A 22,325-nucleotide genomic window follows, 5' to 3' on the forward strand; every position below is an offset into this window, starting at 1 on the left:
GCCATCCGGCATCATCCCAGGGACAAAATGACAAGTAAGCCAGGCTGAAACAAAACCCCAAAAAAAAAGCCAGCAAAAGCTGGCTAAAGTAATACTGGAAGCAATGTGAGCAATGTCGTGCTTTCAGGTTCTCCGTAGGGGTTCCCCTGAACGCAGAGCAATAATAATCATTCTCATTCGCACTTGTCTACTTCTTTTTGCAAAAAAATGCAGTTGACGGAATTTTCTTTCTCAGCGAGGGTAAAGACTCAATTAACCCTGAAGGAGATAAGGAATGAGTGAGATAGTGATACGCCACGCTGAACCGAAAGATTACGACGCAATTCGTCAGATCCATGCCCAGCCAGAGGTGTATCACAACACGCTACAGGTTCCTCATCCTTCCATGGAGATGTGGCAAGAGCGACTAACCGAACGGGTCGGAATCAAACAACTGGTCGCGTGCATTGATGATATCGTCGTCGGACATCTCTGCATCGACGTTGCTCAGCGCCCCCGCCGCAGCCATGTAGCCGATTTTGGTATCTGCGTTGATGCCCGCTGGCAGAATCGCGGCGTTGCCAGCGCGCTTCTCCGTACGATGATCGACATGTGCGACAACTGGCTGCGCGTCGACCGTATCGAGTTAACAGTGTTTGTGGATAACGAACCTGCGGTTGCGGTCTATAAAAAGCATGGCTTTGAGATCGAAGGGACAGGTAAGAAATACGGCCTGCGCAACGGCGAGTACGTGGATGCGTATTTTATGGCACGCGTGAAATAAATTTAAGGGCGAGTCTTATCGCCCTGCTTATTGAAAGGACGCAATAGTGAAAAAGTTTGTTCCCCTGGTTTTACTGGCCTCGCTCTCCCCAGCTTTTGCCACTACCGTACAAAATCTCGATGCCGTACCCGGCGTTATTCAACATACTGAAGGTAAACAGATTTTTGCTGAGCAAATGGCAGGGGCAACACCTGCGAAAGGATTTGGTGAACTTCCACAGGGATTATCAGAGAACCAGTGGATTGGCTGGGTTGCGCCGAACGAAAATCCTAATAATCTGATCCTCACCGGCGCCAAAGCCTGGGGAAAAGAGGGTAAATATATTGGCATTGCCTGTTTTGCTGACAATCAGGCCGATGCCGGGCAGGCAAAAAAGTACGCGGATAACACCTGTCCGGAAAACTACAACAACGGACGCGCCAATAAATTATATCTCGGCGTTTTCTCCTGGCAGAACCAACAGCTGCAGCCGATTGCCCGCTCGGAAAAACCATTAAACCAGATCTCAGCGTGGAATAAAGCTGCCGAGAAAGAGAGCGATGATGAGTCCGTCAGACCGCTGGCTTATTATACAAAATTGGATCTGGCACCGTACCGGATCGCTCCCGATACTCTGGCGTTCGGAGTGCGCGGTGGCTACTCCGATGCCTACTCCGGCGGCGGAGCGTTTTATGAAGTGCTGGAACTCTACACCATCAAAGACAGCAAGATAATCAACGTGTTTTCTGACCTTGTTTATTACTATTCGGATATCGCCGGAGACTGGAATAAAGACGGCACAAGGCAGCACGACATCAGCGAGAGTAAGTACATCCTGAAATTGCGGTCGGCAAAGACGCAGGGATTTTATGATTTAGAGGTCGTGAACCTGCAGGATAAAAGCAGCCAAATATTTCATTGGTCTGAATCACTGCAACAGTATGTTCCTTAAGGAACTAATAAGACCTGCAACGTTCAGAAGGCTGTAGGTCATTATCCTTAATTTCCCCGTCGTTACATGCAAAAGCGGAATTGCCATCCAATCCTGGCATAAAGTTGTTGATTGCAGTCCATCGCCTCCGCCGTCATCTTCAGGCGTAACAACCGCCTGAATCATAGGGTTATTTTACTTACTATCTTCATCGCTATTTATCTTAACTTTAATAATATTAATATTACATTTTTGTTTTTTTTTGGTTTCTGCCATCACTTTATGGTGACAATCACAACAATATACTTCCCCTGGGACTAACTTAACCACGGTGAGGTAAAAAATGAAATTTGAACGCCATCATAGAATATTGAAAGAAATCAGTATTTCGGGAGTTGTAAAAGTTTCAAATCTGGCGAAAAGTCTCAAGGTAACAAAGGAAACTATTCGCTCAGATCTCAATGAACTTGCCGGACAGGGATATCTCACTCGCTGTCATGGTGGTGCATTTATTACCCTTGACTCTCTTGATAACGTTGCAAAAAACGAAATTGCTTATGTGCTGGAAAAATATGAATCAGCGCAGAAAATAAAAAAAGGTCTCTCTGCCATGAAGAATAATGTATGTGTTATTGGCTCGTTCAATGTTGATATTATCAGTTACCTACCGAGGCTCCCCTCGACAGGCGAATCATTACTTGCCGATAAATTTATTTTTTCGCCCGGAGGTAAAGGATGCAATCAGGCATTAGCTGCAAGCTATGCCGATTCTGATGTGCATTTTATTACTAAAGTAGGGTCAGACCATTTCAGTGATTACGCCATTAATTTTATAAACTCATCAAAAATCCATAAAAGCGTTATCTATCAGACCAAAGAAACACAAACAGGTACAGCTACTATTATGGTGAATGGAGATACCGGGGATAACGTCATCGCTATCTACCCCGGTGCTAACATGACAATTTCCCCTGATGAAATCACCATACAAAAAGAAGCCATCGTTCATTCAGATATTGTTCTCGTACAACTGGAGACAAATTACGAAGCGCTTCACCAAACCATTCGTCTCGCACAGAAAAATGATATCCCTGTCATTATAAATCCAGCACCATACAATGAAATGGTCAATACCATTATTGATAATATTGATTATATCACGCCAAATGAAACCGAAGCGGGTCTGTTGGCAAACATGTCCGTCAATGATATTGAGTCGGCAAAAAGTGCGGCAAAGATTATTCATCAGAAAGGCGTCAAAAATACCATTATCACCCTAGGGAGCAAAGGCTCCCTCGCTTATGACGGAACACAATTCATCTATTCTCCGGCATTCCCGGCAGTTGTAAAAAATACCGCAGGAGCGGGTGATGCCTTCAATGGTGCACTCGCATCTGGCCTTGCTAAAGGAAAATCACTGGCATCTGCATTGTGCTACGCCAGTGCATTCGCCTCGCTTGCTGTTGAAACACCCAATGCCTCTGATATGCCAGAGAACGATTCCGTTCTTCATCGTATTCAGGGTTCACATTACAAACAAACTATCTCGACTCACTAAATCAAGGAGCAGACTATGAATAATACACAGAAAAAACTAAAGGTGCTCTTTATTGGAGAATCCTGGCATATTCACATGATTCATTCAAAAGGCTATGACAGTTTTACCTCCAGTAAATATGAAGAGGGTGCCACATGGTTACTGGAATGCTTAAAGAAAGGTGGAGTAGAAGTTGATTACATGCCCGCTCACACCGTGCAAATCGCATTTCCAGAAAGCGTTGATGAGCTAAACCGTTACGATGTCATTGTCATTAGCGATATCGGCAGCAATACGTTTCTGTTGCAAAACGAGACGTTCTATCAGCTAAAAATAAAGCCCAATGCTCTGGAATCAATTAAAGAGTATGTCAAAAATGGTGGTGGACTGCTCATGATTGGCGGCTATCTGTCATTTATGGGTATTGAGGCAAAAGCTAATTACAAGAACACCATTCTTGCCGAGGTTTTGCCAGTTATTATGCTTGACGGCGATGACCGGGTAGAAAAACCAGAAGGTATCTACGCTGAGGCTATTTCCCCTGAACATCCTGTCGTTAACGGATTCTCAGACTACCCGGTATTTCTTGGATATAACCAGGTTGTCGCCAGAGAAGATGCCGATGTTGTTTTAACAATAAATAATGACCCGCTGTTAGTGTTCGGTGAATACCAACAGGGTAAAACCGCCTGCTTCATGAGCGACTGTTCGCCGCACTGGGGAACACAGCAATTTATGTCCTGGCCGTTTTATACCGACCTGTGGGTTAACACGCTTCAATTCATCGCCAGAAAATAAAAAACAATGGAGTAACGAAAGTTACTCCTTTTATAAAATATAAGGATTGATGTATGAACAAGAATAAGTACTCAACCCCCTTACTGATGCTTGCCACCATCTTAGCCGGTATGCTTTCCCCTATGCAGTCTGCCGTTAATGGACAATTGGGACACTGGTTGCAGGATGGAAATGCTTGCGCAGTAATCTCGTTCGCCAGTGGTCTGGTCGTCATGTTTTTTATTATTATTGCGCGCAAAGAAACACGCCAGCAATTCGCATCGATCCCTGCTCTGATAAAAACGCGGAAAATCCCGCTATGGAATTGGTTTGCCGGATTATGCGGGGCGATGGTCGTATTTTCTGAAGGCGCATCAGCCAGCGCGTTGGGCGTTGCCACTTTTCAAACCGCATTGATTTCCGCCCTGCTCCTTTCCGGCCTGCTGTGCGACCGTTTTGGTGTCGGTGTGGATGAGAAGAAATACTTCACGCCATGGCGCGTTACTGGCGCATTATTCGCTGTTATTGCCACGGTTTTTGTCGTATCGCCACAGTGGCACTCAACGTCGTTTATTCTGCTCGCTATCCTTCCATTTTTGGCAGGATTACTTGCTGGCTGGCAGCCAGCAGGAAATGCCAAAGTCGCTGAAGCAACGGGCTCCATGCTGGTTTCCATTACCTGGAACTTCATCGTCGGCTTTTGTGTTCTGGGCGCTGCGCTGGCGATACGTGTCGCATTAGGTCATGTCACCGTCCAGTTACCCGATACATGGTGGATGTATCTCGGTGGCCCGCTGGGTCTGCTGTCCATCGGGCTGATGGCGATTCTGGTCAGAGGCTTAGGGCTGTTGATGCTCGGTGTTGCTTCTACCGCGGGTCAATTGCTTGGCTCAGTGTTGATTGATGAACTTATCCCGTCACTGGGTAATACGGTCTATCTGGTCACGATCATTGGGACGCTGTTTGCGCTAATAGGCGCAATTGTTACCACCATCCCCGAATACAGAGCATCCAAAATGGCGCAAAAAATGGAGGTGTCAGGATGAAAGGTTTCCTGCAAACCGTGACAGGCCCAGTGGCGCACACGGATATGGGTCTGACGCTACCGCATGAGCATCTGTTTAACGATTTATCATCGGTTGTTGACGAACCGCATTATGAATTCTCACAGCAACTCGTGGGGAAAAAGGTCAGCGCTGATCTGCAGTGGGGATTGAAACATGATCCCTACTGCTGCGCCGATAACATGGACAGAAAGGAAATTGATGATGTCATCTTTGAAATCAACAACTTTATGTCACTGGGAGGCAGGACGATTGTCGACGCGACAGGTTCTGAATCTATCGGTCGAGATGTCTTGTCATTGCGAGAAGTGGCATTAAAAACCGGTTTGAACATCGTAGCTTCATCAGGACCTTATCTGGAGAAGTTTGAAAGTGCCAGGATCCACAAACCTGTCGAGTTGTTAGCCTCACTTATTGATAAGGAACTGAATCAGGGGATAGGCGAGACGGATATTCGCGCCGGCATGATAGGTGAAATTGGCGTATCACCCGCTTTTACGCAGGCGGAACGCAACAGTCTGCGAGCGGCTTCTCTGGCACAACGTAATAATCCTCATACTGCGATGAATATCCATATGCCAGGGTGGCTGCGGCTGGGTGATGAGGTGCTGGATATTGTCCTTGAAGAGATGAACGTCTCTCCGGCAAAAGTCTCGCTGGCGCATTCAGATCCTTCGGGAAAAGATGTTGCCTATCAACGAAAAATGCTCGATCGCGGCGTATGGCTTGAATTTGACATGATTGGCCTGGACATCACTTTCCCAAAAGAAGGTATCGCCCCAGGCGTTCAGGAAACCGCAGATGCGGTAGCACATCTGATTGAATTGGGTTACGCCGATCAGATAGTTTTAAGCCATGATGTTTTTCTCAAACAGATGTGGGCAAAAAATGGGGGGAACGGTTGGGGATTTGTCCCGAATGTTTTCCTCGCCTATCTGGCCGCCCGTGGAGTAGACAACGATACTCTACGCAGGCTCTGTATTGATAACCCAGCGCGGTTGCTCACGGCATAGCCAACAAAACGCCCGGTGCCTGACACCGGGCTATTAATCAAAAATCAGTATCCCGCCGTTAAATCATCCACGGAACGCGGGTCAGATGCGCCATACAGTGCGCCATCCGGTCCTACCATAATGCTCTGCGTGCTGCCCATCGCTTCCTTCAGTGCGACTTTCTGCCCTTTCTGCTCCAGCAGCTTAATGGTGTCCGGGCTAAACCCTTTCTCAACGCGCAGTTCATCGGGCAACCACTGATGATGGAAGCGCGGCGCGTTGGTCGCTTCGGCGACGTTCATTCCAAAATCAATGCTGTTGACTACCATTTGCAGCACGGTGGTGATGATTCGGCTCCCGCCAGGGCTGCCGGTAACCAGCCAGGTTTTCCCGTCTTTTACCACGATAGTCGGCGACATTGATGACAGCGGACGCTTCTTCGGCCCAACCGCGTTAGCATCGCCACCCACCAGCCCATAAACGTTCGGCACGCCCGGCTTGGCGGAGAAATCGTCCATTTCGTTATTAAGCAGAATGCCGGTGTTACCCGCCACAATCCCGGTGCCGAAGGTGGTGTTCAATGTATACGTCACCGCCACGGCATTACCGTCTTTATCCACCACCGAGAAATGGGTGGTCTGATTGCTTTCATACGGCGCGAGCTTGCCAGGTTTGATCTGGCTGGAAGGCTTAGCCTTGTTGATATCAATTTGATCGGCAAGCGATTTGGCATAGGCTTTATTGGTCAGCGCCTGCCACGGTACTTTCACAAAATCCGGGTCTCCCAGATACTCCGAGCGGTCGGCGTAGGCATATTTCTCCGCTTCAGCCATTACCTGCATGGCATCAGCGCTGCCAAACCCGTACTTCTTCATATCGAAGTTTTCGAGAATATTGAGGATCTGCACGATGTGAATACCGCCAGAGGACGGCGGTGGCATGGAGAATACCTGATACCCGCGATAGTCGCCGCTAATCGGCGTACGCTCCACGGCTTTATAGCTGGCTAAATCCTCTTTGGTCATCAACCCGCCGTTTTTCTGCATTTCCCCAGCTATCTGTTCGGCAATTGCCCCTTTATAAAACGCATCCGGACCGTTCTCGGCAATCATCTCCAGGCTTTTCGCCAGGTTCGTTTGCACCAGCTTGTCGCCCTTTTTCAGCGGCTCGCCGTCTTTCCAGAAAATGGCTTTGCTGTTCTCGTGATTAGGGAGCACTTCGCTGCCATAGGTTTTCAGATCGTCAGCCAGTGCGTCGTTAACCACAAAGCCTTCTTCCGCCAGCTTCATTGCCGGGCGCACGACTTTGTTCAGCGGCATCGTGCCGTATTTCTCCAGCGCCAGCGAGAAACCCGCCACGGTACCCGGCGTACCGGATGCCAGATGTGAGGTTAGCGACTTTTTCGCATCGGCGTTGCCCTGTTCATCGAGGAACATGTCGCGGGTCGCGCCAGCGGGAGCCATTTCACGAAAATCGATCGCCGTGGTGTTACCGTCTTTGGTACGCAGCAGCATAAACCCGCCGCCGCCCAGATTGCCCGCCTGCGGATGCGTCACCGCCAGCGCGTAACCAACGGCTACAGCGGCATCAACGGCATTCCCGCCCTGTTTCAGAATATCCACCCCAACCTGGGTGGCTAAAGCATCTACGGAAGCCACCATCCCCTGTTGCGCGCGAACGGGATGGAACACATCTTCCTCGACACCGTAGGATACCGGCGGTGGCGCAGCCGGCGCGGCAGCCACGCTAAAACAACTTCCTGAGAGCAGAGCAGCAATGGCTACCCGGCGTAAAAACGTCGGTTTTATCATCGTTATTCTCCAGATGTACGGGGGTCGGCCCCCACTAAGCCTGGTGCATAACTCTGAAATAATCATCGTAACGGCGAGAAAGGAGTAAACTTAAATGATCCCCGAGAGGAGAAAAGCGATGAAACGACTCTTACTTTTAGCCATGCTCTTGCCGTTTGCAGGCTTTGCACAGCCCATCAACACCATGAATAACCCGAATCAACCCGGTTATCAGATCCCGAGTCAGCAGCGTATGCAAACCCAAATGCAATCACAGCAGATTCAGCAGAAAGGGATGCTCAACCAGCAGTTGCAAACGCAGACGCGCATGCAGCAACAGCATATGGAAAACCAAATCAACACCAACACCCAGCGCGTGCTGCAGTCTCAGCCGGGCGAGTTGAATCCTGGACAGCAGCAAATGCTGCCTAACAGCAACGGAGGGATGTTGAGTGGAACCCGTAATCCGGACAGCTCGCTGAATAAGCAACATATGCTGTCGGAGAAAAAGAACGGCGACATGCTGAAGCCCTCCAGCACGCCGCAACCTAACGTTCCGTTAAAAACGATTGGGCCTTAACTGGGCTGGAAATCCGGACCAATGGTATCAATGGCATCGGTACAGATGCTGTCTACGCCCCAGCGCAGCAGTTCTGCCGCGCGCTGGGGTCGGTTGACGGTATAAACCAGAATACGTAGCCCAGCATCGCGCAGCGCATCCACGCGCGCCTCATCCAGCAGCTTATGATTAAGATGAATAGAGACGCAGCCAAGCCGCGTGGTCAGCTCACGCCAGTCCTCGCGCCATTCATCCAGCAGCAAACCTCTCGGCAGTTCAGGCACCGCCTGCTGCGCCGCTTCTAGCGCATCAATTTCAAAGGATGACAACAGTGGTGGCGTCATTCCCGCCCACAGTTCACGTGCGGCCAGCGCCACGACCTTCCCGGTGAGCGCCCCCGTCCCGGTGGTGGGTTTGATCTCAATATTTGCCATCATGCCGTGCTGGCGACAGCGCTCAGCAACTTGCGAGAGCAGCGGCAACGGTTCGCCTTTAAACTCACCGCTAAACCAGCCGCCGGCGTCCACGCGCAATAGATCCTGCCAGTTCAATTCGCCAGCCACGCCCCAGCCGTTACTGGTGCGTTCCAGGTTGTCGTCATGCAGTAAGAAGATCTCACCGTCTTTCGACAATTTAGCGTCAAACTCAATCATGGTATGCCCATATTGCGCCCCCATGTCGATTGCCGCCAGGGTGTTTTCCGGGGCTAACTTACCGCCGCCGCGATGGGCGACAATATGGGGGTAAGGCCAGTTATTCATATGCGTTGTCCTGTTTCGCCATCAAAAAGATGCAGATGATGTTCTGGCAGATGCAGCCACAGCGTACTGCCTGCCGTCGGGCGATGCTGATGCGCCAGTCGCACCACCAGCTTTTGCTCACCCCAACGTCCATGTGCCAGATTATCCGCACCCAGCATTTCCAGCGTGTCGACGACCAGCGGCACGCCGCCTTCGGCCTGCGAGCTTAGCGCAATATGCTCCGGGCGGATACCCAGCGTCATGTTACGCCCAATACACTCCCTGGCGCTTCTGCCAATGGGCAACGTCATGCCGCCCTCCAACTCAAAATGGGTACCCGTAGCGCTGATGCGCCCATCGAGCAGATTCATCGCCGGGCTGCCGATAAAGCTCGCCACAAAGCGGCTGGCGGGTTTTTCATACACCTCAACTGGGGTGCCGATTTGCTCGGCAATACCTTTGTTCATTACCATTACCCGTTGGGCGAGGGTCATCGCTTCAACCTGATCGTGCGTCACGTACAGCGAGGTGGTTTTCAGTCGGCGATGCAGATGTTGTAACTCCAAACGCATCTGTACGCGCAGCTTAGCATCAAGGTTAGAAAGCGGCTCATCGAACAGGAATACCGCCGGGTCACGCACAATCGCTCGTCCCATCGCTACGCGCTGGCGCTGGCCGCCGGAAAGTTCGCGCGGACGACGTTTGAGCAGCTCACCCAGCTCGAGAATACGTGCCGCCTCTTTTACCCGCTCAGCAATGTGTTCCTTGCCCATCCCGCGGATTTTCAGCCCCCAGGCCATGTTTTCTTCCACGCTCATATGCGGGTAGAGAGCATAGTTTTGAAAGACCATCGCAATGCCGCGATCCTTCGGCTCCATCTCGGTGACGCGTTTATTATCAATCCAGATATCGCCGCCGCTTACCCGTTCAAGCCCGGCCACCATCCGCAGCAGCGTAGACTTACCGCAACCGGATGGTCCAACCATCACAATAAATTCCCCGTCCGCGACGTCCAGCGTCAGCGGTTTAATCACCTGGGTTTTACCGTCCCAGCTTTTGGTTACTGCCTGTAGTTTTAAACCAGCCATTTTTATTTCTCACTGTCCACTAAACCACGCACAAACGCGCGCTGCATGGCTAACACGATGATTACCGGAGGGATGAGCGTCAGCAGCATGGCGGCCATTACCTGGTTCCACTGCGTGGTGCCTTCACCGGTGGCAATCATGCCTTTGATACCCGCCACCGCAGTGCCCAAATTGACGTCGGTAATAATTAACAACGGCCACAGATACTGGTTCCAGCCGTAGATAAAGGTGATCACGAATAGCGCCGCCAGATTGGTTTTTGACAACGGTAGTACGATATCGCGGAAAAAACGCATTGGTGACGCGCCGTCAATACGCGCCGCCTCAACCAGTTCATCCGGCAGGGTCATAAAGAACTGACGGAACAGGAAAGTCGCTGTCGCAGATGCCATCAACGGCAGCGTCAGACCCGCATAGCTGTCGAGCATCTTCAGGTTGGCGATCACTTCTACCGTCGGGAAAATACGCACCTCAACCGGTAGCATCAGGGTAATAAAAATCATCCAGAAGAACAGGTTGCGCAGCGGAAAGCGGAACCAGACGATGGCGAATGCGGAGAGCATAGATACGGTAATTTTCCCTACCGTAATGCTGAACGCCATGATGAAACTGTTGAGCATCATCAGCCAGAACGGCGCGCTGTTGACGCCCACGCCGTTGACCCAGATGTATTTCATGTTTTCCAGCAGCTGCGAGCCGGGAACCAGCGTCATCGGCGTCTCAAACACCGCTTTGTTATCCAGCGTCGCCGCGACAAACGCGACGTACAACGGAAACAGGATCACCATGATCCCCATAATCAACATGGCATGGCTGAATATTGTCAGCCCACGACGGTTCTCAATCATTGGTAACGCACCTTACTTTCCACATAGCGGAACTGCACCACCGTCAAAATAATGACCAGGAACATCAGCACCACCGATTGTGCAGCGGAAGAAGCCAGATCCAGCCCGACAAAACCTTCGCGATAGATCTTATAAATCAGCGTCGTGGTCGCCTGTACCGGCCCGCCTGCAGTGGCAGCATCAATCACCGGGAAGGTGTCAAAGAAGGCATACACCAGATTCACCACCAGCAGGAAGAAGCTCACCGGGGCAATGAGCGGCAGCGCCAGTTTAAAGAAGCGGCGAACCGGCCCCGCACCGTCAATCGCGGCGGCTTCGATCAGCGAGCGAGGAATAGACTGCAATGCGGCAAAGAAGAACAGGAAGTTGTAACTAATCTGCTTCCAGACCGACGCAAACACCACCAGGAACATTGCCTGACCGCTGTTTTGCGCATGGTTCCAGTCATAGCCAAACTCACCGAGAAAATGGGTAATCAGCCCGCGCCCGGGGTTAAACAGGAAGATCCACAATACGGCGGCAACGGCGGGCGCAACGGCGTAAGGCAACAGCATCAGCGTTTGGTAAAAACGGCTGCCGCGCACCACGTAATTCACCAACGCCGCAAAAAATAACGACACCAGCAGACCGCTTACCGTGACTAACGTACTGAACTTAATGGTGGTCCAGAATGAGTCGAGGTAGTACGGGTCATGAAACAGCGCGACAAAGTTTTCCAGTCCGACAAACTGGCTGGAAAGACCAAACGGATCAACGGATTGTAGCGAGTACCACAGCGCTTCACCGGCAGGCCAGATAAAGAAAATAACGGTGATAACCAGCTGCGGAGCCACCAGTAAATAGGGAAGCCAGCGCGAACGGAACACCGGACGAGATGAAGACATGGAAGTTTGATTCCTGAACAGCGCCGGATGGCGCTACGCTTATCCGGCCTACGCGCATTTGTAGGCCGGGTAAGGCGCAGCCGCCACCCGGCATTTCACATTACGATTTGGTCGATTGCTCAAAGCGGCGCAGTAACTGATTGCCACGCTCAACGGCGGCATCCAGCGCCTGCTGCGGGGTTTTCTTCCCGGTCCAGACGCTTTCCAGCTCTTCATCCACAATGGTACGGATCTGCGGCATGTTGCCCAGACGCAGCCCTTTGGTGAACGGCAACGGCGGCTTGTTCAGCATCTGGCGGGTGGCGATATCAGCCCCAGGGTTCTTATCATAGAAGCCCTGCTCACGGGTCAGGTCGTAGGCAGCTGTGGTGATCGGCAGATAGCCGGTCTTCTGGTGCCATTCAGCAGCAATTTCAGGCTTCGCCAGGAAGTTGAGGAACTTCGCCACGCCTTCGTAGGTGGCTTTGTCTTTGCCCTGCATCACCCAAAGACTGGCCCCACCGATAATTGCGTTCTGCGGTGCGCCCTTCACATCGGCATCGTACGGCATCATTCCGACGCCATAGTTGAATTTCGCGTAATGGCGTATATCAGCCAGCGAACCGGAAGAGGCGGTGGTAATGGCACAATCCCCGTTATAGAACTTCTCAGTGGATTCGTCCTTACGCCCGAAGTAGCTGAAATCGCCTTTTTTGTTCAGCTCTTCCAGCAGAGCGATATGTTTTACCTGTTCCGGTTTATTGAACTCCAGCACTGCGTCAGTACCGTCAAAACCGTTGTTTTTGGTTGCTACCGGCAGACCGTTCCAGGCGCTGAAGTTTTCAATCTGAATCCATCCCTGCCAGCCGCTGGCGTAACCGCACTTCATGCCTGCCGCTTTCAGCTTCGCGGTGTACTCCGCCAGGTCCTGCCAGGTTTTCGGCGGCTGCTCAGGGTCTAAACCAGCTTTTTTAAAGGCATCTTTGTTGTAGTACAGCACCGGAGTGGAGCTGTTAAACGGTTGAGAAAGCAAATGTCCGCTTTTAGAGTCGGTGTAATAACCGGATACCGTCGGTACGAACTGAGACTCATCGAAGTTAATACCAGCCTCTTTGAATACTTCATAGACCGGTTTAATGGCTTTCGAAGCCATCATCGTTGCCGTACCCACTTCATAAACCTGTAGCAGCGCAGGCGCGTTTCCGGTACGGAAAGCGGCAATTCCTGCACTCAGGCTCTGCTCGTAGTTGCCTTTGTACTGCGGAACAATTTTGTAGTCGGGATTGGCGGCATTAAAACGTTGCGCCAGAGAATCAACTTCTTTACCCAGTTCGCCTTCCATTGAGTGCCAGAATGGGATGGTGGTGACCGCCAGTGCCTGACCTGCAAACGCCAGGCTAAGTGCCAGTCCTAAAGCTGTATGTCGTAACGATATCATCGGTTATCTCTCTTGTTGTGCCGGATGCGCGATATCACGCGTTTTATGCTCGCGGGGGTAACATGACATGCTCGAATGACAGAAAAATAACTTTTTTATTACAAAAAAAAGATAGTAAGGCGACAAACAGATGGCAAGGCGGTGAAAGCGTAGTGACAGGAAAATGCGGAGTGGTGCACAACAAAGCCGGGTAGCGGTATACCTTACCCGGCCAGGATGGCGTTATCTGTTGCTGCAGGAGAAAGATTAATCTCTGCGCCAGCGTCGTTCGTACTCATTCTGTAAACGCTGCTGCTCTCGTCGCTCACGTTCACGTTGGATATCTGATTTATCATCTTCCCAGCCCGGGCATACCGAGCTGGTAAACACTTCGCAGGGCGAGTCGGATTGCGCTAACGGGTTGTCCGATTTATCTTCCCAGATTGCGGGATCGCGCGGGTCAAACGCTGGCGGTGTTGAGGCCAGGGTAGTTAAAGAAAGCGTCAAAAACAAACTGCCAATCATCATGCAGGTACCTGAACGAATCATCCTTTCTCCATGTTCATTTTTTATTATTGATAACCATTCTCAATAATAACATAGAGCAATAAAAAGGGGCCACAGCGGGCCCCTTGTCTATTCAGAGAATGATTAACCGCCCAGATACGCACTGCGCACCGCTTCGTTAGCCAGTAGCGCATCGCCAGTGTCTTCCAGCACCACATGACCGTTTTCCAGCACGTAGCCGCGATCGGCGAGCTTCAGCGCCTGGTTAGCGTTCTGTTCGACAAGGAAGATGGTCATCCCCTGCTCGCGCAGTTGCTCAATGGTGTTAAAGATCTGCTGGATGATAATCGGCGCCAGACCCAGCGATGGTTCATCAAGCAGTAGCAGCCTCGGCTGGCTCATCAGCGCACGGCCTATCGCTAGCATCTGCTGTTCACCGCCGGACATCGTTCCCGCACGTTGAATACGACGCTCATGCAGGCGAGGAAACAGGTCATACACCCACTTGATGCGTTCCTGAAACTGGTCTTTCTCGGCAAAGAAACCGCCCATCGCCAGGTTCTCTTCCACCGTCATACGGGAAAACACGCGACGCCCTTCCGGCACAATCGCTACCGCTTCGCGCATGATTTTCGCCGTCTGCCAGTCGGTAATGTCTTTACCATCAAAGACGATTCGCCCGCTGGTCGCTCGCGGGTCGCCACACAATGTGCCGAGCAGCGTGGTTTTTCCCGCGCCGTTGGCACCAATCAGAGTAACGATTTCACCCTGGTTGATATACAAGCTGACGTCATGCAGCGCCTGTATCTTGCCGTAGTGGGCGTTGACTTTGTCGAACGATAACATCGCCTTATCCATATTAATCCTCGCCCCCATTATGCTTCACCTAAATAGGCGCGGATAACATCCGGGTTATTACGAATCTGTTCCGGCGTCCCATTCGCCAGCGGCGTGCCCTGGTTCACCACGTAAATACGATCGGAAATACCCATCACCAGCTTCATGTCGTGCTCAATCAACAAAATGGTGGTGTTGTGATGGTTACGCAGTTCAGCAATCAGCTCGTCCAGCTCTTTGGTCTCTTTCGGGTTGAGTCCCGCAGCGGGTTCGTCGAGCATCAGAATTTCCGGCTGGGTCACCATGCAACGGGCAATCTCCAGACGACGTTGATCGCCATAGGCCAGGTTACTCGCCTGACGGTTGGCGTGCTCCAGCAAACCAATACGCTCCAGCCAGGTGGCGGCACGATCCAACGCTTCACTCTGCGCGCGACGGAACGACGGAGTTTTCAACAGGCCGGAGAAGACGCCGGTTTTCAGTTGCTGATGTTGCGCCACCAGCAGGTTTTCAATCACCGTCATTTCGCGAAACAGACGTACGTGTTGGAAAGTACGCACCACGCCCATACGCGCGATTTGCTGACCCGGTAGTCCTTCCAGGTGCTGGTCGCGCAGCTTAATCGTCCCGCCGGTCGGCTTATAAAAACCGGTCAGACAGTTAAAGACCGTGGTTTTTCCCGCGCCGTTTGGCCCGATTAACGAAACTATTTCCTGCGGCCGCAGTTCCAGTTCAACGTTGTTTACCGCCAGCAGACCGCCGAAGCGCATCATCAGGCCGTTAACGGATAATAATGGCTGACTCATGCCTGCTCTCCTTTCGCTTCCCCGTTTTTCAGCTTCAACTGTGGACGGGTCATCGGCAACAAGCCCTGCGGACGCCAGATCATCATCAGTACCATTAAACCACCCAGCATTAACATGCTGTATTCGTTGAAATCACGCATCAGCTCGCGTGACACTACCAGCAGGATGGCCGCGAGGATCACCGCAAACTGTGAGCCCATTCCGCCCAATACCACAATCGCCAGCACAAAGGCCGACTCGGCAAAGGTGAAGGATTCCGGGCTGACGAAGCCCTGGCGCGCGGCAAACAGCGTACCGGCAAAACCGGCAAACGCAGCGCTGATGGTAAAAGCTGTCAGTTTGATGCGCGTAGGGTTTAAGCCCAGCGAGCGACAGGCTATTTCATCTTCACGCAGCGCTTCCCACGCACGGCCCAACGGCATACGCAGCAGACGGTTAATCACAAACAGCGAGAAGACCACCAGCAGCAGCGCCACCAGATAGAGGAAAATGACGCGGTCAGAGGGATCGTACTTGACGTTAAAGAAGTTGCTGAAGGTATCCCAGCCACCTTCACGAGCGGTACGGCTAAACTCCAGACCGAAAAAGGTCGGTTTCGGGATCTGGCTGATACCGTTCGGGCCACCGGTCACTTCGGTGTTGTTGAGCAGCAGGATACGGACGATTTCACCGAAGCCTAAGGTCACAATAGCCAGATAATCTCCGCGCAGGCGCAGTACCGGGAAGCCGAGCAGGAAGCCCGCAGCAGCGGAAACCAGCCCCGCCAGCGGCAGACAGGTCCAGAAGCCGAGTCCGTAATAGTGGTTCAGCAGCGCGAAGGTGTAAGCGCCGATGGCATAAAAGCCGCCGTAGCCCAGCACCAGCAGGCCGGAAAGCCCCACCACCACGTTTAAGCCGAGGCCGAGGATGATATAAATCATCGTCAGCGTGGCGATATCCACCGTACCGCGCGAGACCATAAACGGCCACGCCACGGCAATCACCAGCAACGCCACCAGGAACAGCTTCTGTTTAACGGTGGAGCCGTCAATCGCCGGCAGAATAAACTTCGGTCCGGAGACGCTCTTCATGCCCTTCTGGAAAGCTGGACGCAGCAACTGAAAGAGGAAGACCACGCCAGTACCAATAAACACCCACTGCCAGCGAATATCCGCCGCGGAATCCACCACCAGTTTGGTGCCGTCAAGCTCTAACTGAACGCCCATAAAGACGCCCGCCAGGACAAAGAACATGGCGGCAGAGAGCAGCGCCATTGCAAAATGCATCGGTTTCATACTTTCTCTACCTCCGGGCGACCCAGAATACCGGTCGGCATCACCAGCAGCACCAGAATCAGCAGCGCGAATGAAACGACGTCTTTGTATTCAGTACTCAGATAAGCAGAGGAGAGCGCTTCGGCGACGCCCAGAATCAGGCCGCCGATCATCGCCCCAGGAATGCTGCCGATGCCGCCAAGCACCGCTGCGGTAAAGGCCTTCATCCCGGCCATAAAGCCGATGTACGGGTTAATTACGCCATAGAATTGACCGAGCAGCACGCCCGCGACCGCCGCCATTGCCGCGCCAATCACAAAGGTCAGCGCAATCACGCGATCGGTGTTGATGCCGAGCAGGCTGGCCATTTTCAGGTCTTCCGCGCAGGCACGGCAGGCGCGACCCATACGGGAGTAACGGATAAACAGCGTCAGCGCCAGCATCGCCAGGAAGGTTACAATCCAGATAACCAGCTGCATGGTGGTGATGGAAGCAGAGAAGTTTTCGCTACTGCCAACGGTCCACTGGCCATTAAACAGGCTGGGCAGTGCCACATCGCGCGAACCTTCCGTCAGACTGACGTAGTTTTGCAGGAAGATGGACATCCCGATGGCGGAAATCAGCGCGATCAGGCGCTTGGAGCTGCGCACGGGTCGATACGCCACGCGTTCAATGCTCCAGCCGTAGGCGCTGGCAATCACAATCGCGCCGACGAAGCCCGCCGCGACCAGTAGCCAACTGGAATCAATGCCCATCATCATTAGCGCGGCGATGATCATAAAGGAGACATAGCTGCCGATCATATACACCTCGCCATGGGCGAAGTTGATCATGCCGATAATGCCGTACACCATCGTGTAACCGATGGCGATCAGCGCGTAGGTGCTTCCCAGCGTGACGCCGTTAAACATCTGCTGCAAGAAATAGAGGAACTGCTCGGACATAAGGTAACCTTTTTATACCCGCCCATTTTACACGGGCGGTGGGATAACTCGTCTTCAGGTATTACTTCGCAACGGTCGATGAACCGTCCGCATGCCACTGGAAGACACCAAACTCAAATCCCTTCAAATCGCCTTTTTCGTCCCATTTCAGCGGCCCAATCACGGTATCAGCCCCGTGTGCTTTCAGATCTTTCACCAGGTCCAGCGGCTCTTTGCTACCGCTGCGATCCATTGCTGCCGCCAATGACTGGACGGCTGCATAAGTGATCCACACGTACGGTCCAGTTGGATCTTTCTTGTCAGCTTTGAGCGCATCGACGATAGCTTTATTCGCCGGATCCTGGTCATAGCGTTTTGGCATGGTCACCAGCATGCCTTCAGCGGCATCACCAGCAATGTTAGACAGCGACGCATTGCCGACGCCCTCTGGTCCCATAAACTGGGTTTTCAGCCCGACGGAACGTGCCTGGCGCAGCATTTGCCCCATTTCCGGGTAGTAGCCGCCGTAATAAACAAAGTCGATATTTTCTTTTTTCAGGCGAGCGATCAGCGCAGAAAAATCTTTTTCCCCGGCGGTGATACCGTCAAAGAAAACGATGTTGGCTTTGCCCGCTTTCAGGCTGTCCTGCACTGAACGCGCCAGGCCTTCACCGTATTGCTGTTTATCGTGAATGATGGCAATGCGCTGCGGCTTCACCTTCTCCAGAATGTATTTCGCGGCGGTCGGCCCTTGAGAGGAGTCCAGGCCCGCTGTACGCATAATGTGAGCGTAACCGCGCTGGGTCAGTTCCGGGTTTGTGGCGCCCGGAGAAATCATCAGAATGCCTTCATCTTCATAGATATCTGATGCAGGCTGCGTGGAAGATGAGCACAGATGTCCAATAACGTACTGAATGCCGTCATTGACGATTTTGTTCGCTACCGCAACGGCCTGTTTCGGATCGCAGGCGTCGTCATATTCCACAGCGACCAGTTTGTCGCCTTTGACCCCGCCTTTGGCATTGATATCTTTAATGGCCTGACGTGCGCCATTAAATTCCATATCACCCCACTGCGCGACCGGACCTGACATCGCGCCGACAACAGCGACCTTGATATCTTCCGCCATGACCGCGTGTGACATTGCCAGTGCTATCACCCCTGCGATGATTGTTTTCGCATTCCGTTTCATTACCTGAATCCCCATTCGTGACGTAATTAATATTTTGTATTTATGTGGTTAAAAAGCAGTCTGTGCTTTTTTTGAACTGCACTATTTTTACCAGTCTCATTAATGGTTTAGCGCAGTCATTTAAGCAAAATCAGGCTAAAATCTCTATTTTTCAGTCGATTAAGAAAAGATAATATTCTGCTTTTCACTATAGATAAACAAAAAAAAGCACGTTTGTCAGCATAAAATAACGGTACAAAGAGCCGAATAAAATGCTGCATTCCAGGGTATTATTCTGCCTGTTTTTCAATCTCTACGGTTTCAAACTGTCATTACTGTTGTTACAAAATTATTAATCTGGTTATTCACATAAAAAAGAGAAAGCATCCGGGTGAATTATTTCGGTACACTCATTCCATCTTTTGTGATTTGGACATGCTGTTAATGAAGCTGACCATCGTTCGTTTAGAGAACTTTAGCGACCAGGACCAGATTGATCTGGGCAAAATCTGGCCGGAATATTCCGCCTCATCATTAAGCGTAGATGAAACGCACCGGATCTACGCCGCGCGCTTTAACGAGCGTCTGTTAGGCGCAGTTCGCGTAACCCTGAGCGGCACGCAAGGCGCATTGGATTCCTTGCGCGTACGCGATATCACCCGCCGCCGCGGCGTCGGGCAGTATTTGATCGAAGAAGTGATCCGGGAAAACCCTGACGTGAGTTCATGGTGGATGGCCGACGTCGGCGTTGAAGACCGCAGCGTGATGGCCGCGTTTATGCAGGCGTTAGGGTTTACGGCCCAGGAAAATGGCTGGGAAAAAAGATAAAAAAGCCGGATGGCGCTGACGCTTATCCGGCCTACATGCTGGGAGCAAAAAATAAAAAACCACCTCGCAATTTTCCAAGAATTTCACGTTGCAGGAAGGCGGCAAGTTATGAAGTCCCCGGAAGCTTACATAAGTAAGTGACCGGGGTTGAATAACGCAGCCAACGCGTCTGCAGCGCGAAAGGCGCCAGGAAAATTATTTGGCGTCGGTCGCCGTCCCGTTTGCATGCCAGTCAAACACGCCGAATTCGAAGCCCTTCAGATCGCCCTTCGCATCCCATGACAGCGGCCCCATTACGGTTTCCACTGAGTTTGCTTTCAGGTATTTGGCAATTTCAGCCGGGTCGTCAGACTGGTTCAGACCGGCCTGCAAGGATTGCAGCGCGGCGTAGGTGGTCCATACGAATGCACCGCTCGGATCCTGTTTCTTGGCTTTGATCGCGTCCACAATCGGTTTGTTCGCCGGAACCTGATCGTAGTTTTTCGGTTTCGTTACCAGTAAGCCTTCTGCAGACTCACCCGCGATGTTAGACAGCGACACGTTCGCTACCCCTTCTGGTCCCATAAACTGGGTTTTCAGACCCGCAGCGCGTGCCTGGCGCAGAATCTGCCCCATTTCCGGGTGGTAACCACCGTAGTAAACGAAATCGATATTCTCTTTCTTCAGACGCGCCACCAGCGTAGAGAAATCTTTCTCGCCAGCGGTGATCCCATCGAAGAACACCACGTCAGCGTTGGCTTTCTTGAGGTTGTCCTGCACGGAACGCGCCAGGCCTTCACCGTACTGTTGTTTGTCGTGAACGATCGCAATGCGCTTCGGCTTCACTTTTTCAACGATATATTTGGCAGCAGTCGGGCCCTGATCGGAATCCAGACCGGTGGTACGCATCACCAGGTTATAACCGCGCGCGGTCAGCTCCGGCGCCGTTGCCGCTGGGGTAATCATCAGAATGCCTTCGTCTTCATAGATATCTGACGCAGGCTGAGTGGAAGATGAGCACAGGTGGCCGATAACATATTTAATCCCGTCGTTGACCACTTTGTTAGCTACCGCTACCGCTTGTTTCGGGTCACAGGCATCGTCATATTTCACCATGACCAGTTTGTCGCCTTTCACACCGCCTTTGGCATTGATATCTGCAATAGCCTGCTCTGCGCCAGTAAATTCCTGATCGCCATACTGCGCTACCGGACCGGACATCGCGCCGACGACAGCAACTTTAATATCCTTAGCAAACGCCATATTGCTCAAAGACAGGGCGATACATCCTGCCAATAACGCTTTACCCTTCATATTCATCCTGACAATCCCCATTATTGTGGTTATTACGTGTGTTGTGATGTTGTTGTTCAGCACTTTATTTCGATTATTGGATAGCCACCCGTGCTTTAGCAGCATACTCTGCTAAAACATACCCGATTTTTATTATTTTGGAATAGCTAAATTTGACATACAGATAACAACTTGATGACAAAAAGCATAAACGTCAGGAGAGAGGAGGAGAGATAAAAACAAAAAACCCCGGATTTTCATCCAGGGTTTATCAGCATTTCCAGGTCGGCTGGAAGATTATGCTTCGATCGCCGCGCGCAATTTTTTCATGGCGTTCTTTTCAAGCTGACGAACACGTTCAGCGGAAACGCCGTAGCGATCGGCCAGTTCCTGCAACGTCGACTTGTTGTCTTCGTCCAGCCAACGAGCACGAATGATGTCCTGGCTACGCTCGTCCAGACCTTCCATTGCGTGGGTCAGTTTGTTCGCGGCCTGATCTTCCCAGTTATCTTCTTCAATGCCGTCGGCAAAGTTAGAAGATTTATCCTGCAGATACAGCACCGGGGCCATCGGCTGGCTGTCAGACTCATCGTCTGAAGACATGTCAAACGTCATGTCCTGCGCCGCCATACGGGATTCCATTTCGCGCACGTCTTTGCTGGAAACACCCAGCTCGCGAGCAACCATTTCAACTTCGTCCTGGTTAAACCAGCCCAGACGCTGCTTGGTTTTACGCAGGTTAAAGAACAGCTTACGCTGCGCTTTAGTGGTCGCGACTTTAACGATACGCCAGTTACGCAGAACATATTCGTGGATCTCAGCTTTGATCCAATGCACAGCGAAGGAAACCAGGCGCACACCCACTTCCGGGTTGAAACGGCGCACGGCTTTCATCAGGCCGATATTACCTTCCTGAATCAAATCCGCCTGCGGCAGGCCATAGCCCGCATAATTACGAGCAACATGAACAACAAAGCGCAGGTGAGACAGGATCAGCGTTTTAGCTGCTTCCAGATCGCCCTGGTAATGCAGCTTTTCAGCCAGTGCCCGCTCCTCGTCAGCCGACAACATCGGCCACGCGTTCGCAGCCCGGATGTAAGATTCCAGGTTACCAACAGGGGCTAAAGCTAAATTTTGCATTTCTTTGGTCATTCAAATCCTCTCAATCTTTTCATCTGGCGCATTGGCTAAAACCAATAGCAACAACCATGCCAGAGCTTATGAGCAACGAGAATATCATTCAATCTTTTATCAGACAGTGATTTTATCCACAAGTTCCATGTCGTAATGTGTATAGATTACGCACAAAATGTGACATCACAATGAATACGCCGGGAAGAGATCACAGGGACTCTTTCCCTGCAGAGCGAACTACTCAGT

Annotated in this window: 22 protein-coding genes and 1 pseudogene; 9 read left to right on the top strand and 14 right to left on the bottom strand. The window is 51.6% G+C overall.

Features of this window, described 5'->3' with window-relative positions; all coding sequences use genetic code 11:
* The first annotated feature begins 274 nt into the window (after positions 1–274).
* From yhhY to OGV89_RS01685, 6 genes are all read left to right on the top strand, one after another.
* Positions 275–763, top strand: coding sequence for an N-acetyltransferase (gene yhhY / locus OGV89_RS01660; protein WP_003846192.1), 489 nt, complete (start codon positions 275–277; stop codon positions 761–763).
* Between the two features lie 46 nt (positions 764–809).
* Positions 810–1,694, top strand: a complete 885-nt coding sequence (locus tag OGV89_RS01665; RefSeq protein WP_032937247.1) for a hypothetical protein — start codon at positions 810–812, stop codon at positions 1,692–1,694.
* A 322-nt stretch (positions 1,695–2,016) separates the two neighbouring features.
* Positions 2,017–3,231: a PfkB family carbohydrate kinase gene (locus OGV89_RS01670; protein WP_134214922.1), complete on the top strand. Its 1,215-nt coding sequence runs from the start codon at positions 2,017–2,019 to the stop codon at positions 3,229–3,231.
* A 15-nt stretch (positions 3,232–3,246) separates the two neighbouring features.
* Positions 3,247–4,008, top strand: a complete 762-nt coding sequence (locus tag OGV89_RS01675; protein ID WP_286558056.1) for a glutamine amidotransferase — start codon at positions 3,247–3,249, stop codon at positions 4,006–4,008.
* Between the two features lie 53 nt (positions 4,009–4,061).
* The gene (locus OGV89_RS01680; protein WP_003846189.1) at positions 4,062–5,033 is read left to right on the top strand and encodes a DMT family transporter; all 972 of its coding nucleotides are present in this window, start codon (positions 4,062–4,064) and stop codon (positions 5,031–5,033) included.
* Positions 5,030–6,064, top strand: coding sequence for a phosphotriesterase family protein (locus OGV89_RS01685; RefSeq protein WP_003023461.1), 1,035 nt, complete (start codon positions 5,030–5,032; stop codon positions 6,062–6,064). The genes OGV89_RS01680 and OGV89_RS01685 overlap by 4 nt, the downstream gene beginning before the upstream one ends.
* A gap of 44 nt (positions 6,065–6,108) precedes the next feature.
* Here the strand turns inward: OGV89_RS01685 and ggt are convergent, their stop codons facing one another.
* Entirely contained in the window at positions 6,109–7,854 is a 1,746-nt protein-coding gene (gene ggt, locus OGV89_RS01690) for a gamma-glutamyltransferase (RefSeq protein WP_003023458.1), read from the bottom strand.
* Positions 7,855–7,972: 118 nt separating this feature from the next.
* On the opposite strand from ggt, the gene OGV89_RS01695 reads away from it, so the two are divergent.
* Positions 7,973–8,413, top strand: a complete 441-nt coding sequence (locus OGV89_RS01695) for a DUF2756 family protein (RefSeq protein ID WP_003023456.1) — start codon at positions 7,973–7,975, stop codon at positions 8,411–8,413.
* Here the strand turns inward: OGV89_RS01695 and ugpQ are convergent.
* From ugpQ to livK, 11 genes are all read right to left on the bottom strand, one after another.
* Positions 8,410–9,153, bottom strand: coding sequence for a glycerophosphodiester phosphodiesterase (ugpQ, locus tag OGV89_RS01700; protein WP_003837846.1), 744 nt, complete (start codon positions 9,151–9,153; stop codon positions 8,410–8,412). The two genes, OGV89_RS01695 and ugpQ, sit on opposite strands and share 4 nt — an antisense overlap.
* Complete coding sequence (locus OGV89_RS01705) at positions 9,150–10,220, bottom strand: sn-glycerol-3-phosphate import ATP-binding protein UgpC (protein WP_286558058.1); 1,071 nt, start codon at positions 10,218–10,220, stop codon at positions 9,150–9,152. Before OGV89_RS01705 ends, ugpQ begins: the two co-directional genes overlap by 4 nt.
* A gap of 2 nt (positions 10,221–10,222) precedes the next feature.
* Positions 10,223–11,068: a sn-glycerol-3-phosphate ABC transporter permease UgpE gene (ugpE, locus tag OGV89_RS01710; RefSeq protein ID WP_003837843.1), complete on the bottom strand. Its 846-nt coding sequence runs from the start codon at positions 11,066–11,068 to the stop codon at positions 10,223–10,225.
* A complete protein-coding gene (gene ugpA, locus OGV89_RS01715; protein WP_003837841.1) occupies positions 11,065–11,952 on the bottom strand; it encodes a sn-glycerol-3-phosphate ABC transporter permease UgpA in 888 nt (295 codons plus the stop codon). Before ugpA ends, ugpE begins: the two co-directional genes overlap by 4 nt.
* 100 nt (positions 11,953–12,052) lie before the next feature.
* Positions 12,053–13,369, bottom strand: coding sequence for a sn-glycerol-3-phosphate ABC transporter substrate-binding protein UgpB (gene ugpB, locus OGV89_RS01720; protein WP_003837839.1), 1,317 nt, complete (start codon positions 13,367–13,369; stop codon positions 12,053–12,055).
* A gap of 246 nt (positions 13,370–13,615) precedes the next feature.
* Positions 13,616–13,897, bottom strand: a complete 282-nt coding sequence (locus OGV89_RS01725; RefSeq protein ID WP_003846186.1) for a hypothetical protein — start codon at positions 13,895–13,897, stop codon at positions 13,616–13,618.
* 102 nt (positions 13,898–13,999) lie between these two features.
* Positions 14,000–14,713 (bottom strand): high-affinity branched-chain amino acid ABC transporter ATP-binding protein LivF, encoded by a 714-nt coding sequence (livF, locus tag OGV89_RS01730; RefSeq protein ID WP_003827581.1) that lies wholly within the window; start codon positions 14,711–14,713, stop codon positions 14,000–14,002.
* Positions 14,714–14,730: 17 nt separating this feature from the next.
* Positions 14,731–15,498, bottom strand: coding sequence for a high-affinity branched-chain amino acid ABC transporter ATP-binding protein LivG (livG, locus tag OGV89_RS01735; RefSeq protein ID WP_003023438.1), 768 nt, complete (start codon positions 15,496–15,498; stop codon positions 14,731–14,733).
* Positions 15,495–16,772 carry a branched chain amino acid ABC transporter permease LivM gene (livM, locus tag OGV89_RS01740; RefSeq protein ID WP_032950432.1) on the bottom strand — a complete coding sequence of 426 codons (1,278 nt, stop codon included), beginning with the start codon at positions 16,770–16,772 and terminating at the stop codon, positions 15,495–15,497. Before livM ends, livG begins: the two co-directional genes overlap by 4 nt.
* Positions 16,769–17,695 (bottom strand): high-affinity branched-chain amino acid ABC transporter permease LivH, encoded by a 927-nt coding sequence (gene livH, locus OGV89_RS01745; RefSeq protein ID WP_003023435.1) that lies wholly within the window; start codon positions 17,693–17,695, stop codon positions 16,769–16,771. Before livH ends, livM begins: the two co-directional genes overlap by 4 nt.
* Before the next feature lie 61 nt (positions 17,696–17,756).
* Positions 17,757–18,866, bottom strand: a complete 1,110-nt coding sequence (livK, locus tag OGV89_RS01750) for a high-affinity branched-chain amino acid ABC transporter substrate-binding protein LivK (protein ID WP_003846185.1) — start codon at positions 18,864–18,866, stop codon at positions 17,757–17,759.
* Positions 18,867–19,289: 423 nt separating this feature from the next.
* On the opposite strand from livK, the gene panM reads away from it, so the two are divergent.
* Both panM and OGV89_RS22965 read left to right on the top strand, forming a co-directional pair.
* Positions 19,290–19,673, top strand: a complete 384-nt coding sequence (panM, locus tag OGV89_RS01755) for an aspartate 1-decarboxylase autocleavage activator PanM (protein ID WP_003846184.1) — start codon at positions 19,290–19,292, stop codon at positions 19,671–19,673.
* A pseudogene (locus OGV89_RS22965) lies at positions 19,658–19,785 on the top strand (hypothetical protein). Before panM ends, OGV89_RS22965 begins: the two are co-directional and overlap by 16 nt.
* Before the next feature lie 83 nt (positions 19,786–19,868).
* Here the strand turns inward: OGV89_RS22965 and livJ are convergent.
* Positions 19,869–20,972 carry a branched chain amino acid ABC transporter substrate-binding protein LivJ gene (gene livJ, locus OGV89_RS01760; RefSeq protein WP_139153507.1) on the bottom strand — a complete coding sequence of 368 codons (1,104 nt, stop codon included), beginning with the start codon at positions 20,970–20,972 and terminating at the stop codon, positions 19,869–19,871.
* 270 nt (positions 20,973–21,242) lie between these two features.
* A complete protein-coding gene (gene rpoH / locus OGV89_RS01765; RefSeq protein ID WP_003023425.1) occupies positions 21,243–22,097 on the bottom strand; it encodes an RNA polymerase sigma factor RpoH in 855 nt (284 codons plus the stop codon).
* Positions 22,098–22,325 lie beyond the last annotated feature (228 nt).

Origin of the sequence: Citrobacter sp. Cf125, assembly GCF_030333935.1 — a bacterium.
Taxonomy (GTDB): domain Bacteria; phylum Pseudomonadota; class Gammaproteobacteria; order Enterobacterales; family Enterobacteriaceae; genus Citrobacter; species Citrobacter freundii.